This is a genomic window from Pseudoxanthomonas sp. 3HH-4, assembly GCF_006716465.1.
Lineage (GTDB): Bacteria > Pseudomonadota > Gammaproteobacteria > Xanthomonadales > Xanthomonadaceae > Pseudoxanthomonas_A.
Map to the genome: position 1 here is coordinate 387121 of NZ_VFPB01000002.1, position 24703 is coordinate 411823.

General features: G+C 67.2%; 23 protein-coding genes and 2 pseudogenes. 12 read left to right on the top strand and 13 right to left on the bottom strand.

The window, feature by feature from the left end; translation table 11 throughout:
- Nucleotides 1-15 precede the first annotated feature (15 nt).
- A complete protein-coding gene (locus tag FB548_RS09190; RefSeq protein WP_142124472.1) occupies nt 16-906 on the bottom strand; it encodes a LysR family transcriptional regulator in 891 nt (296 codons plus the stop codon).
- Nucleotides 907-1021: 115 nt separating this feature from the next.
- Here FB548_RS09190 and FB548_RS09195 point away from each other — a divergent pair, with 115 nt between their 5' ends.
- The 7 genes from FB548_RS09195 (at nt 1022) to FB548_RS09225 (ending at nt 5952) form a co-directional block, all read left to right on the top strand.
- Nucleotides 1022-1435: a DoxX family protein gene (locus FB548_RS09195; RefSeq protein ID WP_142124473.1), complete on the top strand. Its 414-nt coding sequence runs from the start codon at nt 1022-1024 to the stop codon at nt 1433-1435.
- Nucleotides 1436-1573: 138 nt separating this feature from the next.
- Entirely contained in the window at nt 1574-2659 is a 1086-nt protein-coding gene (locus FB548_RS09200) for a hypothetical protein (RefSeq protein ID WP_142124474.1), read from the top strand.
- Between the two features lie 10 nt (nt 2660-2669).
- Nucleotides 2670-3176 carry a hypothetical protein gene (locus tag FB548_RS09205; RefSeq protein WP_142124475.1) on the top strand — a complete coding sequence of 169 codons (507 nt, stop codon included), beginning with the start codon at nt 2670-2672 and terminating at the stop codon, nt 3174-3176.
- A 16-nt stretch (nt 3177-3192) separates the two neighbouring features.
- Nucleotides 3193-3726: a hypothetical protein gene (locus FB548_RS09210; protein ID WP_142124476.1), complete on the top strand. Its 534-nt coding sequence runs from the start codon at nt 3193-3195 to the stop codon at nt 3724-3726.
- A 73-nt stretch (nt 3727-3799) separates the two neighbouring features.
- Nucleotides 3800-4444, top strand: coding sequence for a MarR family transcriptional regulator (locus tag FB548_RS09215; protein WP_185742049.1), 645 nt, complete (start codon nt 3800-3802; stop codon nt 4442-4444).
- Nucleotides 4445-4535: 91 nt separating this feature from the next.
- The gene (locus tag FB548_RS09220; protein ID WP_142124478.1) at nt 4536-5312 is read left to right on the top strand and encodes a hypothetical protein; all 777 of its coding nucleotides are present in this window, start codon (nt 4536-4538) and stop codon (nt 5310-5312) included.
- A gap of 73 nt (nt 5313-5385) precedes the next feature.
- Nucleotides 5386-5952 carry a redoxin domain-containing protein gene (locus FB548_RS09225; RefSeq protein ID WP_255470477.1) on the top strand — a complete coding sequence of 189 codons (567 nt, stop codon included), beginning with the start codon at nt 5386-5388 and terminating at the stop codon, nt 5950-5952.
- A gap of 30 nt (nt 5953-5982) precedes the next feature.
- On the opposite strand, the gene FB548_RS09230 is transcribed toward FB548_RS09225, so the two are convergent.
- The 3 genes from FB548_RS09230 to FB548_RS09240 form a co-directional block, all read right to left on the bottom strand.
- On the bottom strand, nt 5983-8502 hold the full coding sequence (locus tag FB548_RS09230; RefSeq protein ID WP_185742050.1) for an FG-GAP-like repeat-containing protein: 2520 nt from the start codon (nt 8500-8502) through the stop codon (nt 5983-5985).
- A 461-nt stretch (nt 8503-8963) separates the two neighbouring features.
- A complete protein-coding gene (locus FB548_RS09235) occupies nt 8964-9353 on the bottom strand; it encodes an STAS/SEC14 domain-containing protein (protein WP_142124480.1) in 390 nt (129 codons plus the stop codon).
- Nucleotides 9354-9420: 67 nt separating this feature from the next.
- Nucleotides 9421-10179: a sterol desaturase family protein gene (locus FB548_RS09240; RefSeq protein WP_142124481.1), complete on the bottom strand. Its 759-nt coding sequence runs from the start codon at nt 10177-10179 to the stop codon at nt 9421-9423.
- Here FB548_RS09240 and FB548_RS09245 point away from each other — a divergent pair.
- A complete protein-coding gene (locus tag FB548_RS09245) occupies nt 10178-11317 on the top strand; it encodes a helix-turn-helix domain-containing protein (RefSeq protein WP_221625927.1) in 1140 nt (379 codons plus the stop codon). The two genes, FB548_RS09240 and FB548_RS09245, sit on opposite strands and share 2 nt — an antisense overlap.
- 39 nt (nt 11318-11356) lie before the next feature.
- On the opposite strand, the gene FB548_RS09250 is transcribed toward FB548_RS09245, so the two are convergent.
- Complete coding sequence (locus FB548_RS09250) at nt 11357-12031, bottom strand: GNAT family N-acetyltransferase (RefSeq protein WP_142124482.1); 675 nt, start codon at nt 12029-12031, stop codon at nt 11357-11359.
- A gap of 105 nt (nt 12032-12136) precedes the next feature.
- Between FB548_RS09250 and FB548_RS09255 the strand changes: the two genes are divergently transcribed.
- On the top strand, nt 12137-13237 hold the full coding sequence (locus FB548_RS09255) for a DUF1615 domain-containing protein (protein WP_142124483.1): 1101 nt from the start codon (nt 12137-12139) through the stop codon (nt 13235-13237).
- A 9-nt stretch (nt 13238-13246) separates the two neighbouring features.
- On the opposite strand, the gene FB548_RS09260 is transcribed toward FB548_RS09255, so the two are convergent.
- Nucleotides 13247-13975 (bottom strand): hypothetical protein, encoded by a 729-nt coding sequence (locus FB548_RS09260; protein WP_142124484.1) that lies wholly within the window; start codon nt 13973-13975, stop codon nt 13247-13249.
- Between the two features lie 139 nt (nt 13976-14114).
- Here FB548_RS09260 and FB548_RS18980 point away from each other — a divergent pair.
- Together FB548_RS18980 and FB548_RS18875 are read left to right on the top strand one after the other, a co-directional pair.
- A pseudogene (locus FB548_RS18980) lies at nt 14115-14474 on the top strand (DUF1428 domain-containing protein); the annotation flags it as partial.
- The gene (locus FB548_RS18875; RefSeq protein ID WP_225591074.1) at nt 14463-14852 is read left to right on the top strand and encodes a DUF1428 domain-containing protein; all 390 of its coding nucleotides are present in this window, start codon (nt 14463-14465) and stop codon (nt 14850-14852) included. The pseudogene FB548_RS18980 and the gene FB548_RS18875, both read left to right, overlap by 12 nt.
- On the opposite strand, the gene FB548_RS09270 is transcribed toward FB548_RS18875, so the two are convergent.
- The gene (locus FB548_RS09270; protein ID WP_142124486.1) at nt 14813-15742 is read right to left on the bottom strand and encodes a PD40 domain-containing protein; all 930 of its coding nucleotides are present in this window, start codon (nt 15740-15742) and stop codon (nt 14813-14815) included. The genes FB548_RS18875 and FB548_RS09270 overlap by 40 nt on opposite strands.
- 641 nt (nt 15743-16383) lie before the next feature.
- Here FB548_RS09270 and FB548_RS09275 point away from each other — a divergent pair.
- On the top strand, nt 16384-18954 hold the full coding sequence (locus tag FB548_RS09275; protein ID WP_255470478.1) for a TonB-dependent receptor: 2571 nt from the start codon (nt 16384-16386) through the stop codon (nt 18952-18954).
- Nucleotides 18955-19056: 102 nt separating this feature from the next.
- Here the strand turns inward: FB548_RS09275 and FB548_RS09280 are convergent.
- From FB548_RS09280 to FB548_RS09305, 6 genes and pseudogenes are all read right to left on the bottom strand, one after another.
- Nucleotides 19057-19854: pseudogene (locus FB548_RS09280) on the bottom strand (TIGR03915 family putative DNA repair protein); the annotation flags it as partial.
- A gap of 9 nt (nt 19855-19863) precedes the next feature.
- Entirely contained in the window at nt 19864-21114 is a 1251-nt protein-coding gene (locus tag FB548_RS09285) for a putative DNA modification/repair radical SAM protein (RefSeq protein ID WP_142124489.1), read from the bottom strand.
- A 220-nt stretch (nt 21115-21334) separates the two neighbouring features.
- Entirely contained in the window at nt 21335-22117 is a 783-nt protein-coding gene (locus FB548_RS09290) for a DUF3575 domain-containing protein (protein WP_142124490.1), read from the bottom strand.
- A gap of 261 nt (nt 22118-22378) precedes the next feature.
- Nucleotides 22379-22708, bottom strand: coding sequence for a DUF3325 domain-containing protein (locus FB548_RS09295; RefSeq protein WP_142124491.1), 330 nt, complete (start codon nt 22706-22708; stop codon nt 22379-22381).
- Complete coding sequence (locus tag FB548_RS09300) at nt 22701-24368, bottom strand: PepSY-associated TM helix domain-containing protein (protein WP_142124492.1); 1668 nt, start codon at nt 24366-24368, stop codon at nt 22701-22703. Before FB548_RS09300 ends, FB548_RS09295 begins: the two co-directional genes overlap by 8 nt.
- 10 nt (nt 24369-24378) lie before the next feature.
- Nucleotides 24379-24693, bottom strand: a complete 315-nt coding sequence (locus FB548_RS09305) for an iron uptake protein (RefSeq protein ID WP_142124493.1) — start codon at nt 24691-24693, stop codon at nt 24379-24381.
- Nucleotides 24694-24703 lie beyond the last annotated feature (10 nt).

Consider the following 24703-nt stretch of genomic DNA (forward strand, 5'->3'; position numbering starts at 1 on the left):
CTCCTCCGCGCAGGCCTACCCCTCGCGCAATTGCGCCATGAACGCACGTCCCGCCGGCCCCGGCGGCGAGTCCTTGCGCCACACCGCGCGCATCGGCATCTGCGCGTAACGTGGATCGGCGTCGGCGATGCGCAGGCGTTTCAGGCGACCGGCTGCGAGATCTTCTTCGACGATGTGCAGCGGCATGTGGCCCCAGCCCAGCCCCGCACGCAGGAAAGCATGCTTGGCGCCGAGATCGGCGAGTCGCCAGGTCAACGGCGACTGCACCGCGAAGTCGCGGCCTGCCGTCAACGGCGTGCGATCGGTGAGCACCAGTTGTACGTGCTTCGCTGCGGTCTTCACCGGCACGGTGCCTCGCAACGCGGCCATCGCGTGCGTGGGCGCGGAGACGGTCACGAAGGGCACCGAGAGCAGCGGCTCCGCCACCACCTCGTCCGGCAATTCCGGCAGCGAGCCCACCACACCGATCCGGCAGGTGCCGTCCAGCACCGGCTGGATCACGCCGCCCAGCACTTCCACGTACAGGCGCAATGGCGTGTGCGGGAACGTGGTTCCGCTGTAGGCGGCAGCGCGCGTCAACGCCTCCATCGGGAACATCACGTCCACTGCCACCGAGAGTTCGGGTTCCAGTCCTTCGGCCACGCTGCGGGCGCGCGCCTTGAAGGTGTCCATGTGCTCGGCGACCGCACGCGCCTCGAGCAGCAGCAGGCGGCCGGCTTCGGTCAGCTGCGGGTAGCGTGCGCTGCGATCGAACAGGGTGACGCCGAGCTGCAGTTCGAGGTTGGCCAGCGTCTGGCTGACCACCGACTGGGCACGCCGCAGCTTGCGCCCAGCGGCGGAAAAGCTGCCCTGTTCGGCGGCGGCGATGAACGTGCGGAGCTGGTCGAGCGTGACAGCGTCGAGCATGTATCGCTCCAGACGATAGATATCATCGAAATATATAGGCTTCCGGGATGCATCGCCACGGCCTAACCTGCGCTCCGTACCCGCTGCACCCACCACCACATTCCAGGAGTCCACCATGTCCACCGTTACCGTCACCCCGACCACCACCCGTGCTCCCGCCCTGCATGGCGCCGCCGACCTTGTCGGCCGCAGCCTGCTCGCCTCCCTCTTCATCATCTCCGGCCTCGGCAAGCTCGCCGCCTACGCCGGCACCGCCGGCTACATGGAGTCCGTCGGCGTCCCCGGCGGGCTGCTGCCGCTGGTCATCGCGCTCGAAGTGCTGGGCGGCCTGGCCATCGTCGCCGGCTACAAGACCCGCATCGTCGCCAGCCTGCTGGCGGTGTTCTCGATCGCCAGCGCCGTGCTGTTCCACAGCAACCTGGGCGACCAGGTCCAGCAGATCATGTTCCTGAAGAACTTCGCCCTGGCCGGCGGCTTCATCACCCTGGCGGCCCGCGGCGCCGGCGGCTGGAGCATCGACAACCGCTGAAGCGCCATCGCCTCATGCACGACCTGGAACGCCGGCACATGCCGGCGTTCCGCGTTTCCGGACCTTGCCCGCACGTCCGTACAAGCGTCCGCAGGAACGGCATGCCAGCGTGCGGTCTGCCCCTTCGTGGAGCCATGTATGCGCGCTCGCCCCCTGCTCGCCTTCGGTCTCGCCGTCCTGTCGATCGCGAGTCCTTCCGTCGCGGCGGACTCCGGTCGCCTGCCGGTTACGCCCTTCGCCACGCTGCCGCCCGATGTGCGGCACCCGGAGAGCCTGGATGTCGATCCGGCGACCGGCGAGGTCTACGTGGGCACCTTCGACGCGCGCGTGCCGGAGTCCACACGCGACAACCAGGTGCTGCGCTTCGCCGCCGATGGCCGGCTGCTGGCGCAGCGCCGTTTCGGACCCACGCCGCTCACTGGCGTGGCATTCCACGACAACCACATCTACGTGCTTAACTTCGGCGCATCGAAACTGCAACGGCTGCCGGCACGATTCGATGCGGACAGCCCCATCGAGGATGTCGCCACCTTCACGACCTTGTCTCCCGCAGCGCCACCCAGCCGGCGCATCGACAATCCCGACGGCAGCCAGGACACGATCACGTTCGGGTCGCAGGGGTTCCCGGCGATCAACGGCATGGTGTTCGACCGCGCCGGCACGCTGTACGTGTCCGATTCATTCCAGGGCGCGATCTACCGCATCGCGAACGCAGCCGCCTGCCGTCCGTGCACGGTGGAGGTGTTCGCGCGCGACCCGCTGCTGGGGACCACCGGCGCGTTGCCGTTCGGCGCGAACGGCATGGCGTTCAACGCCGACGAGTCCGTCCTCTACATCAACAACGCCGGCGACGGCCGCGTGCTGCGCAAGCGGATGCCGGGCGGCGCGATCGGGGTGCACGCCGATGGCGTCTATGGCGCCGATGGACTGCTGTTCCATGCGGGGCTGCTGTGGGTATCGGCCAACCAGATCGACACCCTCGTCGCCATCGACGAGCACGGCCGCGTCCGTCATCGCGCCGGCGATTTCCTCGGCGTTGACGCACAGGGCGCACCGCGCGCCCTGCTGTTTCCCGCGGCGAGCGCCGTGCAGGGCCGTCGCATGATCGTGGCCAACCTGGCCCTGCCGCTCAGCGCCGCCACCGGCGATGAATGGGAAGAGGACGTCACCCGCTGGAACCTCATGCAGTTCGATCTTCCCGATCCGCCTCCGCCTGCCCACTGAGGAACATCCCATGCTCAACATCACTCCGTTCGGCTGGTTCCATACCGCCATCAGCCTGGTCTCGCTGTTCGGCGGCCTGTACGCGCTTCTGCGCTACCACGACATCCGCTATGCAACCCCGCTTGGCAAGACCTACACCTGGTTCACCGTGGCGACCTGCATCACCAGTTTCTTCCTGATGCGCACGGGCAAGTTGAGTGAGGCACACGGACTGACCGTGCTGACGCTGATCGTGCTGGCCGCCGCGTGGCTACTCGGCCGAAACGCCATCGCCGGCTCATGGCGGCACGTCTTCTCATCGCTGGCGTTCACGCTGACCGTGTACTTCCATTTCATCCCGGGCTTCACCGAGACGCTGACGCGGGTGCCGATCGGCGCGCCGCTGGTATCCGGCCCGCAGGATCCCTTGCTGCAGAAGCTAGTGGGCGGTGCGTTCTTGGCATTCCTGGTGGTGATGGCGCTGCAGGTGCGCGCATTGCGCCGCGGACGCACGACGCTGGCCCAGCCCGCGACCTGAGCCGGCTTATGCGGCCATGCTGACCGCGTTGCCCACGCTGGACGCCCTGCTCGCCGCGCACACAGAGTCATTGGGTGAAGACGCCACCGGGTATCGCCACCACGCGTACCGGGTGGCGAACTTCTACTGGCAGCTGGCGCCCGGCGATGCGGATGCGCTCGAGAAGTTGAACATCGCCGTAGCCTTCCACGATCTCGGTATCTGGACAGCCGGCACGTTCGACTACCTGGCGCCGTCGCGCCAGCTGGCGCGCGCGCATCTGCAGGCCGTCGGCCGCGCAGACTGGTGCGAAGAAGTCGAGGCCATGATCGATGCGCACCACAGGATCCGCGACACGCCAGCCGGTACGCACGCCAGCGTGGAAGCGTTCCGTCGCGCGGACTGGATCGACGTCAGCCGCGGCGCCCATCGCTTCGGGCTTACCCGCGCCGACGTGCGCAAGGTGATGGATGCCTTCCCGAATGCCGGCTTCCACCTGCGCCTGGCAGTGCTCACCCTGCAACGGCTGCGCCGGCATCCGTTCGATCCCCTGCCGATGATGCGCTGGTGAGGCGATGGGCCTGACTTGCCCAGCCGACGGACGGCCGTTGACTTATATAGTTAGGACTCCTAACTTATTCGCCATGATCGATTACACCTTCCAGCGCAGGCAAGCCACTCGCGGCCTTGAACAGCTCGCCCACCTGGTGCGCGCGCAATCGTGGCGCCAGGACGGCACACCTTCGCTGCCGCCGACGCAGGCCGCTGTGCTGCGCATGCTGCAAGGTGTGCAGGACGGCCTGCGCGCCCGCCAGATCGCGGAGCGCCTGGGCGTGTCGCCGGCCAGCCTCAGCGATTCGCTGAAAGCCCTGGAGACCAAGCAATGGATCCGCCGCGTGCCCGATCCCGAGGATCGACGCGCATCCTTCGTGCGACTCACATCATCCGGCTCGCGCCTGGCCACGCAGTTGCAGCGTCCGGACCAGGGCATGGGCTCGCTGGTCGAATCGCTGGGCGAAGCAGACCTCGGCGCCCTGTTGCGCGTCACCCAACTGCTGGTGAACGAAGCGCAGGAACAAGGCCTGGCCACTGGGCTGCGGACCTGCCTGGGCTGCGAGTTCTTCCGTCCGTTCGCTTCGGGCGAACCGGATGCGCCGCATGTCTGCGCCTTCCTCGGCACTTCGTTCGGCGATGCAGAACTGCGCATGGACTGCGCGGAACAGGAACCCGCCGATGACGCACAACGGCTAGGAAGCGTGGCTCGCTTCCGCCAACCGACTCCGCCGTAGGCGGAAACAAGATGGGCGGCGCCCGACTGCAATCGGACGCCGCCCGGTACCGCCCACCCACCCTGCAAGAGCAAGCAAGAGGAATTCGATTATGCGCCAGAACACTTCCCGCAAAAAAACATCCACCACACGCTTTGCGCTGGCCGCCGCACTGGCGCTGGTCGTCGGCGGCCTGCAGGCCCATGACGGCACGTCGCACACCGGCGGCATCAAGCCCGCCGCCGACAAGGCCGTGGTCGCCGATTTCGACATCGTGCACACCAAGATCACCACCGAGAAGAACATCGCCACCTTCCACATGGCCGTGTCCGGCAAGGCCGGCAAGAGCACGCCCGCCGCCACCGGCAGGCTGGCCGGCAGCGATGTGTTCTCCTACGTGTGGCCGACCACGATCGACCCGTACGAGGTCGGCTTCGAGAAAGGCGCCGGCATCCTGGCGATGGCGGTCACTGCGCATCCGGATTTCGACGATACGCCGCTGTACGACGAGAACGGCGACGGCAAGCTCGATAACGACGGCAACCTCTGGCACAGCCACTGGGTCGTGTTGAAGCCCAACGAGGCTTGTGGTCCCGGCGCGCTGGCGGTGGTCGATATTCCCGAAGGCAGCAAACCGCGTCTGCCGAAGACCTGGCCGGGTTTCCCGATCCTGCTCGACAGCCCGGGCTGGAGCCCCACGCTCAACGCCGAGACGGTGGAAGTGAAGGTGCCGTTCGACGACATCGGCGTGGTCGCCGCGGGCAGCTTCGACGGCGTCACCGCCGGCCTGCGCGTCAATGCCAGCGTGCATGTGCCGCTGCTGTGCGTGGTGGACGTGTTCAAGGTCGCCTCCGGCAACCTGAGCCTGCCCGGCAAACCCAACCAGTAACCCGCTGCACGCGCGATGCTGCGACGGTCCGGTTTCCGGGCCGTCTGCTGCCGCGCTTCACGAGACCACTCCCATGACAATGCAAACCCGACCGGCGCCACCCTGGCAGGTGGACCGCTGGTTCAACACACCCGAAACCCTCACCCTGGAATCCCTGCGCGGCAAGGTCATCGTGCTGGAAGCCTTCCAGATGCTCTGCCCCGGCTGCGTGTCGCACGGCCTGCCGCAGGCGGCGCGCGTGCATGCCACGTTCCCCGACGACCAGGTCGCGGTGATCGGACTGCATACCGTGTTCGAACACCATGACGCGATGACGCCGGTATCGCTGCAGGCCTTCCTGCACGAATACCGCATCGGTTTCCCGGTCGGCGTGGACCGCCCCGGCACGCAGGGCCCGATTCCGCAAACGATGGAGGCCTACGCCATGCGCGGCACGCCGACGCTGGTCCTCATCGACGCACGCGGCCGGATCCGCCACCAGCACTTCGGCCAGGTCAACGACCTGGTGCTGGGTGCGCAGATCGCAGCGCTGGTGCATGAAGCGGAAGCCACCACACGATCGCTGCCGCCATCGCATCCGACGGAACAGGCGTCCACCTGTGATGCCGACGGATGCCGCGTGGAACCGCTCCGCGTCTGACGGCGCGCTGCGGCCGCACGACCCGACGTATCAACGCAGCCGTTCGCAGACCACCGAACGACGCGCAAACAGGGGGCACGCGATCGTGGCCGGTGCCGCGGCCGTAGTTGAAACGGGCGCAGGCATGGAGGCAGTCGGCATGGCGATGGCCGGGACGGGCGCGTGCACGCGCACTTCTTCCTGCGGCGCGCCGAACCACCGGTGCGCGATCACGGCCGCCCTCGCCGTCCATGACTGGACGACCTGCTGGATGCGCCGGATCGCGACCCGTGGCTGCCATGTCCGCACCCAGCGCGCGCCGCGCGCCATCACGCCCGTCTCACGGGTATCGATGGCCATCGGCGTACCGGCCGTGGGCAAGCGCGGTTCGCCGGTCGATGCCGCGATATTCGCCACCAGCGGGACGAGCGGCGCGCTGCCGCCCGCACGGGATGGCACTAGGGGTTGACCGCCATTGATGCGCAGTCCGACCTTGCGCCCGGTGCCGAGGCGCACGTACACGCCACTGTTGCCCTCGCGCAGCACCAGGTCCAGGTGACCATCGCCGTTGACGTCACCGACCGCGACGGGATTGAACGCATAGTTGTACATGCCGCCACCCGAGTACCGCGCCTCGGTGGTCAGGCCTCGCGAAGGACTCTGCTGGAAGTAGCCGACTGAAGAATTGTTGACGTGGAGGACGATCAGGTCCTGCAGCCCATCGCGATCAATGTCCGCGATCAGCAGATTGTCGGGTTCGGGGGCCGTCGCAAGCGGGATTCTCTGGAATTGCCCCGCGAAGCGCTGGTAGAGAACGAGGATGTCCGCATTCGTCCTGGTGCGATTACGCGTGACGGCGATGTCGAGCATGCCATCGCCATCCAGGTCCCCGACCGCCAGATGGGCTTTTCCGGCACCAGGCGCGGGATAGAGGGCGGGAGGCAGGAAACCGGACTGGCCGTCGTGGATGAGCAGTGCGGCACCGCCATCGTCCGCGGCGGCGAAGGCGTAGGCCAGCACGAGGTCGGGCAGTCCGTCCCCGTTGAAGTCACCCGCCGCCATGCTGCCGAACGGGAGGTGTGGCAGCGCGATGAAATGCCGCCGGACAGCCTGCGCACCACCGCCGGCGTAGATGCTCACGCCCACCTGCGCGCTGCCGGGGGCCTCCAGGCTGCGTGCGACGACATCCTTGCTGCCATCGCGATTGACGTCCATGACCAGCAGCCGGTCCGCGGGCACGCCATGGGCACCGCTGAACGACGTCCGCCAGAACTGTCCGGATCGCGATCCCGCGATCAGACCAATGCCATCCCCTTGCGCCACCAGGATGTCGACGATGCGGTCGCCGTCCATGTCGGCGACCGCCAAGCCGCCTCCGTGGAAATCCGTGACCGAGGAAGGACGGACGACGGCCGGGAAGTCGACGTAGACGGGCGGCGACAATGTGCCCTGCGCCGTCTGCAGCATGATGCCCACCCTGCTCGGGATACTGTTGCTGTACTCCGTCGTTGCGTCCTTGGCCGTGGAGAAAGCCACATCGTCGCGGCCGTCTCCATTGAAGTCGCCGGTCACCATGTCCTTGTAGAAGTTGCTGTACCGGTTGACCTGGCCATGGAAGGCACCGATACCGGGTGGCGGCTCGGGATGCGGAACCGGACTGAGTCGACGGACACGGGCGTTGTACCGGTCCGCGATCAGCAGGTTGCCTGCGGCATCCAGTGCGATGCCCGACGGGCCTGAGAGCAACGCCCCGGTGGCCGGCCCGCCGTCGCCGCCGAAACCGTAGGTGGTGCTCCGCTGGCCATCGCGCGTGTCCTGCGTGCCCGCCACGTGATGCATCCCGCCTTCCGGCGTCACCATCTGGATGGTGTGGCTGGTAGAGACGTAGACATCGCCTCGCCCATCGACCGCGATGTCGCGAACGTCGCTCATAGCGCTGGTGGCGGCCGGATCCCCGCTGAACATGCCATTGCCCGCCACCATCACGATGGTTCCGTAGCGGTCTATCCGGCTGACCACGAAACCACTCACCACATAGATCTCGCCTTGTGGCGAAACAGCCAGGCCCGTCGGGTTACCAAGATAGGCTTGCGTGGCTGGCCCGCCCATGTTGCCAAAGCTGTCCGATCCCGTGCCGGCGATGGTGGTGATCGTGCCGTTGGGTGTCAGCCTGCGCAGACGATGGTTGCCGAAATCGGAGATGTAAAGATTGCCCGCCGCATCCAATTCGACATCGGCGGGATCGTACAGCATGGCCGCCGTGCCTGGACCGCCGTCGCCGCTGTAGCCACGCGTACCGGTGCCCGCGACGGTGGAAATGGCCCCGCTCGGCGCGACCTTGCGGATGCATGAACCCGCATGGTCGGCGATGTAGAGGGTTCCATCCGCATCGACGGCGATCGCCGCCGGCTTCATTCCTGCCGCTGTCGCGGCACCGCCATCGCCGCTGTACGTCGCCGAGCCGTTTCCCGCGACGGTGGTGATGGTTCCGTCAGCCGAGATCCTTCGTACCCGAGCATGCGCAAAATCGGCGACGTAAATGTTGCCGCTGCCGTCGATGGCGACATCCACCGGCGCTCCCAACATAGCCTGCGTCGCTGGCCCACCGTCACCCTGTTGGCTTCCCCCCCCCGCCACGCTCACCAGGGTTGGAGGTATCGACGACGATGCTTGGACCAGCATCGGCAAAACTATGAGCAGCACCAGGCCCTTGAGGCCATGCCGCCCTTTTCCCATCCGTGCCGCGCCTCGAGCATGCGCACGGGTTTCGCCGCGTCCCTGCAGATCCATAGCCCCTCCCTTTCGCCGCACTATAAGGACGTCGCTAGGCGCCGTCCATCGGCTCGGCTGGCCGGGCCTTTCCGAGCGCAGCGTTGGAGGAAGACAGGGCTTCACGGCGCGTTCGCGCCACTCAGGTTTGGATAGCACCATGCACCGCGCACCCGCCCCCTTCTCGCTGCTGCACCGTCTGGCCTTCATGGGACTGGGGATGGCGCTGGCGGCGCTCAGTGGGGCCCTGTTTCTCTAGAGGTTCAAGGTGCGGGGGTATGCGGATCGAGTTCCGCCGCCCACGCGAGCGCCGTCGTGCGCTCCTCCTGTGCGAACGTGCGCGCCTCGGTATTCGGCAGCAGATGACCGGCGAACTCGGTGGCCGCCACCAGCCAGCGTTTGTCGGTGACGATCGCCGCGCGCGCGAAGCGGCCGAACTGGCCCAGCCGGGAGGCCGCATAGCGCAGGTCCTTGCCGACGGCGTCCAGCGAAACGCCGTGCATCTCGCTCAGGTCGCTGACCACGGCGATGCGCGGGAACCGCGCCAGACGCGTCTCCAGGTCCGCGATGCAGGCGTCGTAGTCCTCGCCCGTCAACTGACCGGTGAAACGATAGGCGCCGACATGCGGCGGACTGTCCAGGATCTCGATCATGCGGTCACTCCCTCATGCGGAAGCGGCGACCATAGCCGCCGCCGTGCACGAAGGCGTCAAGAAGACTTCACGAAACTGGATCGCGAGCCACGTCGCGCCCCATCATCATCTCGATGACCCGCGCGGAACCGCCTTCGTGGAAACCCGTCTGCGGAGCGAAGCCGCGCGGGTTGTGGAAGGTGCCGAACAGCAGGTCGAACACCGGCAATTCGGAATAGTTCTGCCGGTGCAGGCCACGCGCGTGGTGCCACGAGTGCATCTCGGGGCGCTCGACGAACCAGCCCAGCCAGCGTGGCGTGTTTACGTTGGCATGGGTCAGCATCGCCAGCAGCGTGGCCGCCAGCAGTGCAAACGTGGTCGCCTCCGGACTCAGCCCGACGACCAGCGTCAGCGCGAGACTGCCGACGGCGGTCCAGCCCAGCGTATCGAGCGGACTGAACCAGAACGTGCTGAACGTATCCAGCCGCTCCGCACTGTGATGCAGCTGGTGGCCGAAGCGCCACAGCACGTCGCTGGCATGCAATGCACGGTGCCACGCGTACGCGAGTGCCTGGTACACCAGCAGGCCGACCAGTCCGCCCAGCGGCCACGCCAGATGGCTCAGGTCGACCAGCTGCAGCGGCAGCAGGTACTGCGTCCACAGCATCGGCAGATACGAAGACAGCAGGAAGTAGAACACCGCCGCCAGCAGGCCCCGCGTGCGCCAGCGCGCGACGCGCGGGAGTACGCGCGCGGGGACGAGCGCCTCCCACAGCATCAGCACGGCATACATGCCGAAGAAGGCGAACGACAGGGGATGAAGCAGGAGTTCGAGGGGCGATGGCATGACGGCAGCAGCTCTGTTCTACTACGGGGGAGGCGGCACGATACGGGCCGCCACGCCCTGGCACCGCAGCCATTTCCGCCGCCAACCTGACATTTCCGTCATGCCGCGCCGCGATCCCCCCACCATCGCCCTGCTCGCCACCCACGGTGCCGCCGCGTCGGTGCTGTACGGCATGTACGACCTGTTCAATTCCGCTGGTCGCGACTGGCCGGCGATGATCGGGGAGCCACCGGGTGCTTCGGTATTCCGTCCCATCGTGGTGGCGCGCGACACCACGCCCATGCCGGTCATCAACGGCATCGTGGTGACCCCGGAAGTCGCGATGCGCGACCTGCCCGCCCCGGACTTCATCTGCATCCCCGACCTGGCCATCTACCCGGGCGACATCGCCCTGCACGGCTACGAAGAGGAAGCCCACTGGCTGCGCGACTGCCATGCCCGCGGCAGCGTGATCGCCGCCGCCTGCACCGGCGCGATGCTGCTGGCGGAAACCGGCCTGCTCGACGGCAGCGATGCCACCACGCATTGGGCGTACTGCGACGCGATGGCCGAGCGGCACCCCCGGGTGAAGGTCCATCCGCAACGCGTGGTGGTCACCGCCGGACCGGACCAGCGCCTGGTGATGGGAGGCGGGGGTTCCAGCTGGCAGGACCTGTCGCTGTACCTGATCGCGCGCGTGGCCGGCATCGAATGCGCCATGCAGACGGCGCGCGTATTCCTGATCGACTGGCACCAGACCGGCCAGCAGCCCTTCGCCAACCTCGCACGTACGCGCACCAATTCGGACACCGCGGTCACCCGGTCGCAGGTGTGGATCGCGCAGCACTACGACACGCCGGCGCCCGTCGCGGGCATGTTGCAGGCCAGCGGCCTGGCCGAGCGCACGTTCGCACGCCGGTTCCAGCAGGCGACGGGCCTGTCACCGCTCGAATATGTGCACACGCTGCGGTTGGAAGAAGCCAAGCAGCAGCTGGAAACCGGTGACGACGCCGTCGAAGCCATCGCGCAGGCCGTGGGCTACGAGGACGCGGCTTACTTCAGCCGCCTGTTCCGGCGCAAGGTCGGCCTGTCACCCGCGCAGTACCGCCGGCGCTTCGGCGGCATGCGCCGCATGCTGCAACAGGCAGGCGCCCCCTAGCAACGCGCGGCCAGCTCGGTTCGCCACGCGCATCACGGATCACGCGCGCCGCAACGACCAGAAGCCGATGTCGCGTCGCACGCGATAGCCAAGCTGCTCGTACAACTGCTTGGCCCGCGGATTCTCATGGCTGACATGAAGGAACGGCTGCATGCCGCGCGCCAGCGTGTCGTTGGTCAGCCACACGGTCAGGCGACGCGCGTAGCCGCGGCCATTGAAGTCCGGGTGCGTGCAGATCGCGCTCATCTCGCGGGTGGCGTCGCTGCCCAGCCGCTCCCCGATCATCGCGGCCAGCCGGCCCTGTTCGTAGATGCCGAAGTAACGTCCCATGTCCATCGTGCACGGCCTGAAATAGTGCGGATACACCAGGGCCGTCAACGCCAGCACGTCGGCCCGCTGGGCTTCGCCCAACGGCACGATCTCCGGCCCGTCCACGGCTACCAGCGGCGCATCGCAGACCATCTGCGCCAGCGGCCGGAACGCCTGCAGCGCCCAGCCCGCCGGCACCGTGGGCACGACGCCGAGCAGATAGACCGATTCGCCCGGCGCGACCAATCGTTCGAAAGCATCACCGACGCGGACCGCAGGGGACGCGACCCCGAGGAACGGCGCGTGGTCGGCGGGATACCGGGCAACCTCGCCCGCGCGCAAGGCGATGTCGCGGTGGATCGAATCCAGCGCGGCCCAGAATGGATTGTCGAGTGTGTCGGTCATCGGCGGGCAAGAGGTGCGGAACCGTGATTATCCATGCCGGGCACGCAAGGTCATGACGCGGCGAACCATGGTGCATCCCACCGCCGCGCTACGTATGCTGCGCGCATGACGAACCCTGCCCTCCGCTTCCTGCTGCGCGTTTTCCCGATTGCGTCTGCGCTTCTTGTGGCGGCCTGCGCCACCGCACCGCCCGCCCCTGTGCGTCCGCCGGCCGACACGCGCAGCGAAATCGTGCGGCGCATGCCGGCCAAGGTCGCCGACCGCGAACGCTGGGCCGCCGACATCGAGACCGCGTTCGCGGCCCAGCGCATCGAGCCCAACAGCGAGAACATCTGCGCGGTGCTGGCCGTCACCGAACAGGAATCCGGCTACGTCGCCAACCCGGCGGTCGCCAACCTGCCGAAGATCGCACGCGGCGAGATCGACCGGCGCGCGGCGGCACTGCACGTGCCCAGGTTCCTGGTGGATGCCGCGCTGGCGCTGCGCTCGCCCGACGGGCGCAGCTATGCCGACCGCCTGCAATCGGTGCGTACCGAGCGCGACCTGAGCGACATATACGAAGACATGATCGGTAGCGTGCCTCTGGGTAAGCGACTGTTCGCGGACTACAACCCGGTGCAGACCGGCGGGCCGATGCAGGTGGGCATTCCGTTCGCGGAATCGAACGCTTCCCACTATCCCTATCGCGTCGAAAGCAGCATCCGCGATGAAGTGTTCACCCGTCGCGGCGGCCTGTATTTCGGCATCGCCCACCTGCTGGGATACCAGACGCCCTACACGCGCAAGGTGCATCGCTTCGCCGACTACAACGCCGGCTGGTACGCCAGCCGGAATGCGGCATTCCAGAGTGCCGTCAGCGTCGCGACCGGGGTGTCCCTCGCGCTGGACGGCGACCTGCTGGATCCCGGCGCACCGCTGGATGCGCCAGGCCAGACCGAACGCGCGGTCCGCAGGTTGGCCGACGCGTTGCGGATGGACGACCGTGCGATCCGCGCCGCACTCCAGCGCGGCAACCGGCTCGACTTCGGCGATACCGACCTGTACGCGCGCGTGTATGCCCTGGCCGAGGCACGCGCCGGCAAACCGCTGCCGCGCGCGGTGATCCCCGGCATCAAGCTGGAAAGTCCCAAGATCACCCGCGACCTCACCACCGCTTGGTTCGCCACGCGCGTGGACGAGCGCTACCGGCATTGCCTGCAGCGCTGAGCACGCGCGTCAGCCGGCCAGCCCACCCCACCAGCGCGCGAACGCCTGCCACGGCTGCGTGCCCGGCACCACGTGCATCAGCACGAAGTTGACCAGGAACACCAGCGTGACGAAGCGGAACACGCCGCGGCCACGCGGTGCGGCGCGTTCGTACCACATGAGCAGCCCCAGCACGGCGAAGGTCAACGCATAGCCGACCCACGACGGATTGATGCGCACGCCGTCGGGCAACAGCGCCAGCGCCAGGCGCGCCATCGCCGGATCTATCATCACCAGCGCCGTGGCCACCATGTAGCGCGCGTGCAGCGCGGAGTCGCGACGATGGCGGATGGCCAAGCCCCAGAACAACGCCAGCATCACCGACGCCGCCGTGCCCAGGTACAGCAACATCGCCTGCAAGCCGAACATCTCCGGCGGTGCCGCGGCCATGCGCAGCTGCGACAGCCACAGCGCCGTCACCAGCACTCCCGGCATCACGCCGTACGAGAACTGCCCCACCTGCCGGTGGAGCGACATGCGCCGCGTCCGCACCAGCCAGGGTTGTACCAGCAGCATCGCCATCCATGCCAGCATGAGGCCGACATGCAGGTGCGTGACCAGATCGGCCAGGCTCAACCGGCTGAAGTACGTCTTCCAGAATCCCGCCAGCACCAGTGCCGCCAGCGCCAGGATCCATACCGCGCTGCCAATGCCCCATGGGCCAGCCCGGCGCGGCACCGCGCCCGTTGCAGAAACCATCACACCACCTTTGTCCGGATCGTGGCAGGTTGAACGCCCCGCCCGGCCGGTACCGGCCAGCCGTCTGTCGAATTCCACCGGCCCCATTCGTCGCATCCATGAAGGCGCCATTCCGGCGTCGCATTCCCGGAGGTTTCCCATGCCTTACATCGATGGTTTCGTGGCCGCCGTGCCTACCGCCAACAAACAGAAGTTCATCGACCATGCCAACCATGGCGACCCCGTGTTCATCGAACAGGGCGCCACCCGTGTCATCGAGTGCTGGGGCGACGATGTGCCCGACGGCACCGTCACCGACTTCCGCAAGGCGGTGCAGGCGAAGGAAGACGAAAGCGTGGTGTTTTCGTGGATCGAGTGGCCCGACAAGCCCACCCGCGATGCCGGCATGAAGAAGATGATGGAAGACCCGCGCATGTCACCGGAGAACAACCCGATGCCGTTCGACGGCAAGCGACTGATCTATGGCGGCTTCACTCCGGCACTGGAACTGGGCAGCACGGGGGCGCCTTCATCCTATGTCGACGGCTTCATCCTCGCCGCACCCACGGCGAAGAAGGCCGCCTTCACCGACTATGCCAACACCTTCGACACCATCTTCATGGGGTTTGGCGCCACCCGGATCATCGAAGGCTGGGGCGACGACGTGCCACGCGGCACGCAGACCGACTTCTTCCGCGCAGTGCAGGCGAAAGACGATGAAACCGTGGCGTTCTCGTGGGTGGAGTGGCCGGACAAGGCCACGCGCGATGCCGGCATGCAGAAGATGATGGAAGACCCGCGCATGGACCCGTCCAATCCGGACAATCCCCCGATGCCGTTCGACGGCCAGCGCATGGTCTATGGCGGATTCTCGCCGGTGGTCGAACTGCGCGGCTGACCCGAGCGCGCATTACCGCACGCCGGGGGCCATGCCAAGTCGGCCCCCGGCGCGAGATCGACCAGGAAGAACTCGCCCGATGCGTCGCCGTCGGCCTGGGCGAACAGCAGCCGCCGTCCGTCCGGCGACAGCAGGGGCCCCACCTGGAAGACATCATCACGCGCCGGAACGCGACCGCGTTCGCGCCACGCGTCGCCGTCGCGATCGTAGACATACAGGTGCGAGCGGGTGCCGCGATTGGCGACCACCACCAGTACCCGGCCATCGCGCGCGAGATCGGCCTCGTATTCATCGGCCGCCGTGTTGACCGGCGCCGGCAGCGGTGCGACATCCCAGCGACCGTCGGCACGCGGCGTGGCGATGTACAGATCACGTCCGCCGATGCCTCCCGGCCGGTGCGATCCGAACAGCAGTCGGCCATCCGGCAGCGGCCGCGGCAGCAGTTCGGTCTGCGGCGAATTCACCGGCGCGGGCAGCCGCTCGGGCTCGCCGAAGCGGCCGTCGGCGTGGCGCGGCACGCGCCAGATGTCCAGGTCGTCCTTGCTCGCGCGGTCACTGGCGTAATACAGCCAGGTGCCATCGTGGCTGTAAGCGGGATCGGTTTCCAGCGCGTCGGCTGTGCCGGCGAAGGCCGGCTCGCGTGGCGCACGCCATCGCCCGCCTTCGCACTGCGAAGACAGCAGGCGATAACGGTCGAACGACGGCGGTGCGCGGAAGAAGAACACCTCGCGACCGTCCGGGGAGAACACGGGTGACGACTCATACTGGTTGCTGCTCAGTGCAGGCGGCGTCCATCGTTGCGGGACAGCGATGGGGAGATCCCCGGGTTCGCCCGCCACACCGGTGGTCGCCAGAGCGGAAATCAGCAGCACACTCATGGCTTGCAGCATGTCGATTCCTCATCGCAGGACTGATGCGACGCTACCCGCCCTGATGCGCTGCGCGAAGCGAACTATCCGCAAGCCAGCCTTGAGCCCGGTTCAACGTGCGACGCCTGTGATCCGCATCGGTACGCGGGATGATGCCTGTAGCCCGCCCCCCGCGCTGGAGCATTCCGCGACGCACCTCAGTGAACGCGCACGGTGCGAAAACCCAAGGACGACCGCCCATCTTCGGTGCATCCGCCATATTCGGGGGCATCGATTCCTTTTTCGCGCATGTACACGTGTGTACACGGCGTCGTTGCACGACCTTGGCGCATCACGCACCGTCCGCGTGCGCGACACTGCGTGAAAAGCGTGCGAAGACGTGGAAGAACGGAACGATGATTACCTTCGTTGTGCACTGCGCCATCGTGTGATCCATGCCTCGTTTCAAGCTGTTTGCTGCCGCCTAAGGTGCAGGCGGTAGCACGGCGATGACCGTTATGTGTAACGCCCACTACCCGGAGTGCGGGCGGTATCCGCGTGGCCGCTGACTGCACTCGCGCAAGAACAACTTCGACACCACACGGCACATTCAAGGGGCGCACCGCATGGGCAACAGAGAGAAGCCGCACGTACGTGTTTCGAGCACGCCATTGGCATCCGCAGTGAAATGGGCCCTCGCCGCCGCCACCCTGGTCGGCGCCGGCACCGCCGTCGCGCAGACGGCGAAACCCGCACCCGCGCCGGCGACAACGCCCCCCACAGAGGAAGCCACCACGCTCGATACGGTCTCGGTGCTGGGCAGCCGTGGACAGCCGCGCACCGTATCCTCCTCCGCCGTGCCGATCGACATCATCAGTGCGGAGGAATTCCGCAACCAGGGCGCTACCGATGCACTCGACCAACTGCGCGTGCTGGTGCCCTCATTCAATGTCAGCACGATCCCGATCGATGATGCCGCCAGCCTGGTCCGTCCCGCCAACCTGCGTGGCCTGCCGCCGGACAACACGCTGGTGCTTGTCAACGGCAAGCGCTTCCACCGCTCCGCCGTGATCACCTTCCTGGGCCACGGCCTGTCCGACGGCTCGCAAGGCCCCGACCTCTCGGTATTTCCGTCGCTGGCGCTGGAGCAGGTGGAAGTGCTGCGCGACGGCGCCGCGGCGCAGTACGGTTCTGACGCCATCGCGGGCGTCGTGAACTTCGGCCTGAAGAAGATCAGCGAAGGCGGGGCTTTCGAAGCCTTCGCCGGCCAGTACTACGAAGGCGATGGCTTCACCACCCAATATTCCGCGCAGATCGGCCTGCCCCTGACCGAACGCGGCTACGCCACGCTCACCGCCGAATGGCGCCAGGCCGACGACACCTCGCGCAGCGTGCAGCGCGACGATGCTGCCGCCGCGATCGCGGCCGGCTATCCGGGCGTGCCGGTGCCGGCACAGATCTGGGGTTCGCCGAAGGTGGACGACGACCTCAAGTTCGTCGCCAACCTCGGCATCACCGGCGACAGCGTCGATGTCTACCTGTTCGGCAACTACGCGCAGCGCGAGGTCGATGGCGGTTTCTACTTCCGCGACCCCACCGCGCGCTCCGGCGTGTACTCCAACGACGGCGGCGAGACCCTGCTGATCGGCGACACCACCGGCGCCGGCGGCTGCCCGACCATCGCCCTGCGCGATGCGAACGGCAACCTCATCCCGTACAGCACGGTCAGTACCGCAGTGGCCGCGTTGCCAACCAACTGCTTCACCTTCCTGTCCACGTTGCCCGGGGGCTTCACGCCGCGCTTCGGCGGCAGCCTGGAAGACATGTCCGTGGTCGGCGGCGTCAAGGGCACCTGGGGCAGCGCATGGCACTGGGATGTCAGCGCGACCTACGGCCGCAACGATATCGACTTCGTCATCTACAACACGGTCAACGCGTCGCTCGGCGCGGCACAGCCCGCGGGCCTGCGCTTCAGTCCCGGCGGCAATACCCAGACCGAGAAAGGCGTGAACTTCGACGTCGGCCGCGACATCGAGACCTCGTTCACCGCCGAAGCCCTACGCCTGTCCGCGGGTGCGGAATGGCGTGAGGAGAGTTTCGAGGTGAAGGCCGGCGACGATGCCTCCACCGGCATCGGCCCGCTGACCGAGCAGGGTTTCGCTCTGGGCTCGAATGGCTTCAACGGCTTCAGTCCCCGCACCGCCGGCGAATGGGATCGGCGCAACTGGGCGGTCTACCTGGACCTGGAGGCGCAGTTCACCGAACAGTTGCTGCTGGCCGCCGCGGTGCGGCACGAGGATTTCGACGACTTCGGCAGCACCACCAACGGCAAGCTGACCGCGCGCTTCGACGTGTCCGACACCTTCGCCCTGCGTGGCGCGTACAACACCGGCTTCCGTGCACCCACGCCCGGCCAGGCCAACATCAGCCAGATCAGCACCGCGTTCAACGGCAGCGTGCTGGAGGACATCGCCACGCTGCCGCCGACCAATCCCATCGCCATCCTGAAGGGCGCGCGGGCGTTGACGCCGGAAGAGTCCAAGAACCTCTCGCTGGGCATGGTGTGGAGCAGCGGCGACTGGCTGGTCACCCTGGACGGCTACCGCATCGAGGTGGAAGACCGCATCGCCCTGAGCACCAGCTTCGCGCTGACGCCCGAGGAACGCGATGCGCTGGTGGCCTCCGGCAATCCGGAAGCGGCGTCGCTGAGTTCGGTAACCTACTTCGGCAACGCGTTCGACACCACCACCACCGGCGTGGACCTGGTCACAAGCGTGGAAACGGACCACTTCGGCGGCACGACCACCTATTCGCTCGCCGCCAACTGGAACAAGACCGAGGTGGACCGCTACGACCCCAACTTCATCAACGAAGCCCGCGTCTACAAGATTGAGGAATCGCTGCCGAAGACCAAGGGCTATTTCAGCATCAACCACAAGCGCGAGGTCTTCCACGCGAACCTGCGCCTGGGCTACTACGGCTCCTGGTACGAGGATCATCTGGACAGCGGCGCCATCAGCATCGACGACGGCGGCCTGCCGATCTACGAGGACAGCAAGGTGATCGTGGATGCCGAAGTGGGCTGGACGTTCCCCTCCGGCCTGTACGTCAACGTCGGTGCGCAGAACCTGTTCGACGAAACCCCGGACGACAACCCGTGGGGGGCATCCGTGGCGGGCGCGGCCTATCCCGTGCACTCGCCGTACGGCTTCAACGGCGGTTTCTACTACGCACGCGTGGGCTGGAAGTTCTGACCGCGCGCACCGGTGCCCCGCTCGGGGCACCGGTAGCGTGTCGCGCCGGGTGCGGTCGCGTGCCAGCGACGCGCGCCTTCATTCGGATGGCGTCGCCCGGCCGGGAATGCGGCGGCGCGGTGCCTGCGCCTCGCGTTCGTCCATCTCGCGCACACGCCGGCCTGCCTCGCGGACGAGGTCCGGCAGCAGGTGGGTCTCAGGCAGGTGTTTCCAGTATTTCTGCGGCATTTCCTGCCGCATCATCCGCGTGTTGAGGCGTGCGGGATTGAAGATGTTGGCGTAGTAGGTGCGCCACAGTGCATCCTCCGCATCGTCTGCCGGCGCATCGGCGCGTTGCGCCCCCTCGCCCGCCCACAGCTGCGCGCCATCCCATTGCACGCTGCGATACGGCGTCAGGATAGCCCAGCGCATGCCGGCGAAGCGGCGCATGAAGAACGGCGCCACGCGATCGACGATGAAGTGGTCCGGTTCGAACCAGGCCAGGTAAGTGTCGTCCTCGCCTTCCACTTGGCGGAAGCGGACGAACGCCTTCATCTTGTGCGTATCGCGCCGTACCGCCTGCGCCCAGCGGGTCGCGCGGTGCACGTCGGCATCGGTGGCACGGTCGAGCAACGCGCGCTCGCCATTGCCGATGCGCCACAGCAGGCGGTACAACAGCGCATGCCGGCCGGCATCTCGATGGCAGAGCACCGAAGCGGCGAACGCCATGAAGTCCGCCGGTACCGACAATCCCGTCCGCTGCACAGGCTGCTCGATCACGGCTGCACCCCCCAGCAGTTCACCCTGCGCATCGGCCTGCCATTCCACAGCGTCCGGCGGCAGCGCCGCTTCCCACGCATGCCGTGCCTGCACGCGCCAAGCGTCCAGATCCCACGCAGGCGTCACCGTGGCACGGAACATTCCCGCGACTCAGCCGAAAAGATCGGCCTGGCGCGGTGCGGGCGCCAGTTCGCGTCGCAGGCGCGCCGGATCGTCCAGGCGCTGGCGCGGGTGGTGGTCCAGCAGCACCACGAACGGCAGCACCTTCTGCAACGGTGCACGCAACCGTGCCAGGTCCGCGACACGCAGCCGGCCCTGCCGGCGCGAATCGACGATGCGCTGCACGTTGCGCGCACCCAGGCCGGGTACACGCAGCAACATCTCGCGCGGCGCGGCGTTGAGGTCGACAGGGAACCGGTCCGAATGCCGCAACGCCCACGCCAGCTTGGGGTCGACATCCAGGTCCAGCATGCCGCCCTGCGCGCCGGTGTCGCCGACGATCTCCTGCACGTCGAACCCGTAGAACCGCAGCAGCCAGTCCGCCTGGTACAGGCGGTGCTCGCGGAGCAGTGGCGGTGCCCTCAGCGGCAGCTGCGTGGAGGCATCGGGAATGGGGCTGAAGGCGGAGTAGTACACGCGACGCATGCGGAACCGGGTGTACAGCGCGTCGCTGGCGACCAGGATCGCACGGTCATCCGCAGCGTCGGCGCCCACGATCATCTGCGTGCTTTGCCCGGCCGGCGCGAACTTCGGCGGACGCTTGCGCTTGGGCTGCGCCTCCTGCCGGGTGGGCTTCGCCGCCAGGATGCGTGTGTGCAGCTCGCCCATCGCATCGCGGATGCCCTGCGCCTGCTTCTGCGGCGCCAGCTGCTTCAGGCCCTCTTCCGTCGGCAGTTCCACGTTGATGCTCAACCGGTCCGCGTAACGGCCGGCGGCGGCGAGCAGTTCCGGCGAGGCCTCCGGAATGGTTTTCAGGTGGATGTAACCGGCAAAACGGTGGTCTTCGCGCAGGCTGCGCGCGACCTCCACCAGCTGCTCCATGGTGTAGTCGCCATTGCGGATGATGCCGCTGGAGAGGAACAGGCCCTCGATGTAGTTGCGTTTGTAGAACTCCAGCGTCAGCCGCACCACCTCGGCGGTGGCGAAGCGTGCGCGCGGCACGTTGCTGGAGACTCGGTTGACGCAGTAGGCGCAGTCGTAGATGCAGAAGTTGGTCAGCAGGATCTTCAACAGCGACACGCAGCGCCCGTCAGGCGTGTACGAGTGGCAGATGCCCATGCCCTCGGTGCTGCCGATGCCCCCCTTGCCCAGTGAATGGCGCTTGCCTGCGCCGCTGGACGCACACGATGCGTCGTACTTCGCCGCATCGGCCAGGATCGCGAGCTTGTCCTTCAGTTGCATGGCGTCATGGTATCCGGCGCACGCTCATGCGATGAGACGATGCGGGGCATCGGCGCATGCAATCGCGGCCCCACCCTCACCCTGCGGACAGCGCCACGCGCTGTCCGCCCTGAATGAAGGCGATGGCATTCGACATGACGGGCATGCGAGCGCGGGCACATGTGCAGCGACGGTTCCGGTTTCCGGCCCCGACAGGAGACCAGAAACCTCGGAACGCCCGTCAGAAGTCGAAGCGTGCGGCGATGGAGATCGGCACCGATACGCGCTTGCCGGTATCGTTGATCGAACCCAGGCCCAGGCCGCCGATGGCGCTGTCATCGCCTTCCAGATCGGCGACGTAGCGCACGCCCGCCTGCGCGGTGATGCTGAAGGTCTCGTTGACCGGGATCAGCACGCCGATATCCACACCGGCGCTGGCCGCCCACTTCTTTTCGGTAAAGGGCGCGTTCTCGATGGTGATGGCCGCATCAGGGATGTCGAACGTGGCGCGGATGTCGTCGGTCTGGGTGGCGCCCAGGCGGCCGGCGATGAACGGGCGAGTGTACCCCGGTTGCATGAAGTAGTACCGGTATCCGGCTTCGACCGTCAGCGCCTTGTAGTCGCTGAAGGTCCCGTAGACCGGCAGTTCGGTATTGAGTGCCGGCACGAAGGCACCGCCCACGCGCACGGTGCCAGGATCGGTCTCAGTGCGCCGCAACTGGCCGAAGATCTCCGCCCGATCGCTCAGTCCGTACGAGAATTCGAGACCGTACGTCGTCGCCTGGTCGTAAATGTCTTCATGCGTGCGCGGCTGGATGCGCAACTCCGCACTGATGCCGGCCAGATCCGGATTGAGCGGCCCGAGGTCGGGCACCGGCGCCACCGCGCCATCATGCACATCGCCACTGACGGGCGTATCCACGCCACCGAACAACGACATCGAGAACTTGCCCTGCTCGGGGCCGGACGCGAACGCGGGAGTGGAAACAGCGAGCAACACCAAGCCAGCCAACCTTGTGTTCATGACGGTATCCAGGATGAAGGGTGGGATGCCGTGGCGTGATGCACACGACGCCTCCCTTACGCGTATACGCGCGGGTTGGATTCACTCCTTGATGCGGCGAGGCGGCAATGGTGTTTTCTTCACGCGCCCTGCACGCGCGTGAATGGGTAACGCATCGCCTGTTGGTCCTGCGCGACGACTGCATGCACCGCCGCGTTTCGTCACCAGGGGACGGGATGGATGCAATCCGTTGGAAGGTGGAATGTGCGGTGCCCCGCGACGCTAATGGACAGCGCGCACCCACGGCGCGAGGAGACGCAACCAGTGCGCACGCCAGGTGAGCACGAACGCGGTGGTGAGCGCGCCCGCCACGAGACTCATCACCCACACCAGCACCGCCATGGAGGCGTGGTCGACCACCAGGCACAGGGCCAGCGCGACGACCAGACCGACGGCACCCAGCAGGCGCAACAAACCCGGCGTATGACGGGAACATCCGCGAGCCCATACCTGCTGCGCGTGGGGCTGCATCGACAGGGCCAGCCAGCCCATGCCGGCGAGGCTGGAGAGCAACGCCGCCAGCAACAGGCATCCCGCCATGGCGTCAGGCATGCGACGCCTCCACACCGGCCACGCGCATCCCGGCCGCAACGGCACGCCGCTTGAGGATGCGCGCCGTGATGCACGCCACGGCGGCGGTCACCAGCAATGACAGGTCAACGCCCGCGACAGGCCAATAGCCCGCACGCAGCGTGGTCAGCAGGTGATCACCCGTCGTCACCCAGTTCAGCAACACGGCGGCCACTGCCAGCACCGCTATCGCCCCGCATTGCTCGCGCCAGGCTGGATTCGCCATCCCGCGCGCGACCGGTGCGCTGCGCCAGCCGGCATGCAGCAACGCCAGCACCCAGGTTCCCCAGAAGGCGTAGCGCTCCCAGTCACCGCGTGCCGGCAGGTCCTCTGGCAGCAGGCGGTTGGCGACCAGTATCCCGAGTGCGGCCAACACCATGCCCGTCACCGTGGTGACGGCCAGGGCATCGACCACCCTCGCGCCCTGGCTGCCACGCTGGGCATGCTGGCGCTTGCGCTTCTCGACGAAGAACACGAACCCGGTCGCGATGCACACCGCACCCGCCAGCCCGCCCAGCACGTAGAACCAGCGCAGCAACCAGTGGCGGAAGTGCTGCAGGTGCAGGCCGGTGAGGAATTCGCTGACGCGCCCCACCGGGGTGGCGGCAGGATCCTCGCGGATCAGTTCGCCGGTCGATGCCTTGTAGTGGATGCCGTCACCCACCAGCGCGATGCGGTCGGTACCCGCACGGTAGACGCTGACGTAGCCATTGGCGTCGCCCACGTGCTGCAGCACCAGGAAGCCGACATCACCCGCCTTGTCCTTCGCCTCCCAGCGGCGTTGCGCATCGGCCACCATCGCGTCGACATTGGCCAGGCCCGCAGGCACACCCGCGCGCTCGTGCGGCAGGCCGGTCTCGCGCGCTTCCACTTCCGCGTGCAGGTCATGCAGTCCGTGCAGCTGCGTGTGGCCGAGCGGGAAGTAGTACGTGGCGGCGAAGATCAGCAGGCCGGTGAACGCGAAGAAGAAGTGGAACGGCAGCGCGACGACACCGGTCAGGTTGTGCAGGTCCAGCACGCTGCGCAGGCGCGCCTTGTCGGGACGGAAGGTGAAGAACTCGCGGAAGATCTTGCGGTGCATCACCACGCCGCTGACCAGCGCGGCCAGCATCACCAGCGCGGAGAAGCCGACGATCCAGATGCCCAGGTTCTTCCAGTCCAGCGTCAGACCGTAGTGCATGGGATAGAAGAAGCCGCTGCCGACCTTGAGCCTGTCGTTGGGCAAGGGCGTGCCGTCGCGTGGATCGAGAGTGCCGTCGGCCCAGATGGTTTCCTCCGGATCCTTCGCATTCGGCACTTCGTACCCCGCGAACACCTGCAGCACCGGGTCGCGGTGGGTAGTGTAGGCGCTCCAGCTGACCACGGTATCGAAGCGGGCCGGCATCTCGCCGTTGACGCGGGGACGCATCGCGTCCACGGCTGCGGGCAGCGGCTGCATGCCTTCGAAAGCCGGGCGCAGCACCTTTTCATACGAAGGCATCGGTTGCGGCTCGAAACGCGTGGACGGGATCGCCCAGCGGTCGATCTCGCGATCGAACACCGACAGCGCGCCGAAGAAGAACGCGGCCATCAGCACGAAGCCCAGCACCAGGCCGAACCAGGTGTGCAGCCATGCCATGGCCTGACGGAAGCTCGGGAACATGTCGGCCTCCTCAGACCAGCAGCGACTGCACGAACGAGCCCGTGCCCGCCAGCAACGCACCGCCGCCGGCCAGTACCGACCACACCACCCACACCCGTCGCGCCGCGAACGCCCAGAGGAACGCCACCAGGAACGCCAGCACGCCCAGCAGGCTGGCGAGGAACTCGGCATCGTGGAAATCCATGCCGGCGGCGAACATCAGGCTGGCGCCGGTGGCGACGATGCCCCAGGCGAAGGCATAGCCAGCGAACACGGCGGCGGTGATGCGGGCCACTAGGTGGAGGCGTGGCGAACGGGGAGCAACGGGATGCAAGATCGTGGACATGGTGGCGGCG